Genomic DNA, 3,242 nt, shown 5'->3' with positions numbered 1-3,242 from the left:
ATGGTTAGAGCTTTCCGCGCGTTTTAAGCCCGCATGGTCTGGGCGTGCATGGTGGAATTCCTTTCAACTTGATTTTGATCACTTGCCTGAACGAACACAGCTTGAAGCCATTGAAGCAATCGTGAGACTTTCCAAAAGTTTGCGCTCTGATTTTCGTCGTGGTGTTTATGGTTATGATGTTGGAGCTGTTGAATGCAATATGTCACACCTTGATGAGTGCATGCTGGACTTCGAGAGTGGCATCTGTCTTACAGCTGGGGGAACTTTGTTTTCCTTTGGACGCACAACAGAAATCAATCACACGCTGACGAAAGAAGAAGGCACATTAATTGGCAACTGGATTGATGACGGGGATGAGGAGTTAAGCTGGAAGCAAATTGATTACCCTTGGGATTTGGCAAATTTTCCGTGGTGTTCGGTCAAAAAACATGAACGCGACATACTCATGGCAGAATGGTTCCAAAATCGTCCCCTTTATTTGGCTTTAAGAGACGCAAACAACACTCTGATTGGGTATCGCCGATGCTATGCTGTAGCGCCTGTCGAACAGGTTTTAGAGGGTGTTTATAACCATTGTGGCAACAAATTTAACCCTTCCCCAACCGGCACTCTGTTGTTTCTGGCAGCTCGCACAGACTTTCATGATGTTGCGGACAAACAAGCCACCTCTGTTTCCCTTCTCGTTCATGGCTCTCTTGCACAACAAACCCCTCCTGGCAAGCTTTGGCTTGAAGCTCATGAACTGCGTGATGGTGTAGAAATTCTTAAAACACCTATCAACATTCCTTTGCGTGCTGATGTTCGCGAACAATTCAAAATTTTATTGAGGTTTTAACATGAAGCATGAAAGTGGTTTACCCTTTGCAATTGACAGATCGGTAGGCAAAGACGAACAACAAAGCGTGGTGTTTTATGGCAAGCGCCCTTTTCTTCAAGCGGGTGAACTCAATGAGGTTCAAACCATCATCAGGGGGCGTCATGACCGTTTGGGGCGCCTTGTGGCTAAAGAAGGAGACCGTGTTGAACGCGCTGATGCTTTTGTGAATAAAGAGACGCAAACTGTCACATTAACAGAGGGCAAAATTTATATTGCAGGGGATATTTTTCCCGTTGCAAATGCTGTTCTCACCCATGTTTCTATGGTGGGTCGTATAGAAATTGGTGTAAAGCTACAAAAGAAATGGGTGACATATGAGGATGATCCAGAGCTGTTGGGGCAAGTTGCCGGCAGTTTGGCAGAAGGAGAGCCCGGAGCGGCACGCGAAGTCGCAAAACTTGTCTGGGCTCTCAAAGATGATGAGCAGCAAGGGGCTTTCTTTCCGGTCTATATCTTACAAGATGGCGTTTTGATTGATCAAAAATCGCCCTCACTCCTTGAACCGGCCATGCAAGCCATTGCGACGTACGACCGCGCCCATGGGCATTATATCGTGGGGGGATGCCGTGTAAGTGCATTGGGAGCAAATAACGGTTGCCAAGTGTTTAGCATTCAAGAGGGAGAAGCCAATATCAATGGTTTTAAACGCAAACGCTTAGCAGCTTTGCGCCATGAAGAGATGGAAGATTTTTCGACAAGCGTTGTTCCTAGCGAAACGCATATTTTTTCGCCCCCAAAAGGGAAAACAAGCTTTACCTTTAAACCCTATTATTTTCCTCTTGCTGATATTCAGTCTCTTTTGTTGACAAAAGAAAAAACCGTTACCGTCACCCGCGGTGCCGTTGCCGCAGGGCGTGATGGCGTGCCGGATAAAAGCATCACCGCGTTTATCAAAATTGTTCAAGGAACTAAAGAATTTAAAGAAGGAACGGATTTTAAAAAAACCGGAGACACCATTGATTGGGCACCGGTGGGAGACGAACCTTTAGCAGGGAGCAGCTATAAGGTGACTTATCGCTATCGTGCAAAAATCACGGCTGATAAGGTAACAGCGCAGGAAATTACAGTATCAGGGGGTGCGGAGGGTGGTGATATCATTGTCAGTTACACTTACAAACTCCCCCGCATTGACCGTATTGGTCTCAACACAGGGGGAAATGTCGTCTATATCAAAGGGATTTCTTCAGACCAACCCATGGCACCTAGTGTCCCTGATGAGGTGTTGTCGCTCGCAACCATTACCAACAATTGGCTTAGTACCCCCCTTGTGGTCAATGATGGCACCCGTGTTGCCCCCTATGATGAGATGTGGCGCTATTTTCAACGGGTGCTTTCCCTTGACCGGTTGATGCAGTTAGAGCGCATTAAAAGCAATGTAGACTCTAAAGAGCCTGTTGCCAAAAAAGGCATGTTTGCTGATCCTTTTCTCGATGATAGTTACAGAGATGAAGGCTTTCAACAAACGGGGGCTGTAGGCAATGGCATTTTGCAGCTTGCTATTGACCCAACATTCTATACTGCTCCTTTAAAAGCGCCTGTCACCCTTGACTGGACAAATGAAGTGATCATTGCGCAAGAGTTGACAACGGCTTGCGAAAAGATCAACCCCTATCAAAATTTTGCACCGCTGCCTGGTACAGTAACCCTTGAACCCGCAACAGACTTTTGGCATGAACAACGCACCGATTGGCTCTCAAGCGTGACCAATCAAATCATTATGGGAAAACATCGCGGCAGTACCATACGTAGAACAGAAGTAAGCGATAATTTCATCAACACACACCAAGAACAAATCGACTTTTTAAGACAAATTACCCTTCACTTTAAAATTGAAGGTTTTGGCAGTAGCGAAATCTTGGAAAGTCTTACCTTTGATGGTGTGGATATTTTGCCAGCGAGCCGCCTTGTTGCCGATAGACAAGGCGTCCTTGAGGGCACTTTCACGATTCCACAAAATATTACCGCTGGTACAAAAAATGTCGTGGCACAGGGGAAAGGGGGCACCATTGCAACGGGACTTTTTACCGGACAAGGTCTGATTGATGTAAAAGTGATGCGGCGCACCACAACAGTGAAGATATGGACGCAATTTGACCCACAAGCGCAAGTCTTTACCCCCGATGAAACACGGCAAATCACTGGAATTGACTTTCATCTTTGTAAAATCGGCAATCAGAACCATGATCTGGTGATTGATTTGGTGACAACCGAAAACGGCTATCCTACCGCCGATATTCAAGCACAAAGCTTTTATTCTATGAAGGGCGCAAAGCTAGGTTGGGCTGGGGCACGCTATGATGTCCCCTTGTTAGTCCCTAATGATCGTCTCACTGCTTTTATCATTAAAACCGATGATGCGGATCAT

Annotated in this window: 2 protein-coding genes; both read left to right on the top strand. The window is 46.1% G+C overall.

What is annotated here, in order from left to right; translation table 11 throughout:
* A partial coding sequence (locus ACFINA_RS09430; protein WP_375615500.1) for a phage tail protein occupies positions 1 to 835 on the top strand: 835 nt, incomplete at its 5' end.
* 1 nt (position 836) lies between these two features.
* Positions 837 to 3,242 (top strand): DUF4815 domain-containing protein (locus tag ACFINA_RS09425; protein WP_375615499.1); only part of this gene is annotated, 2,406 nt, incomplete at its 3' end.

This window comes from Bartonella sp. AC10YNML (genome assembly GCF_042196825.1).
GTDB lineage: Bacteria > Pseudomonadota > Alphaproteobacteria > Rhizobiales > Rhizobiaceae > Bartonella.
This window is presented reverse-complemented; position numbering and strand designations above follow the sequence as displayed.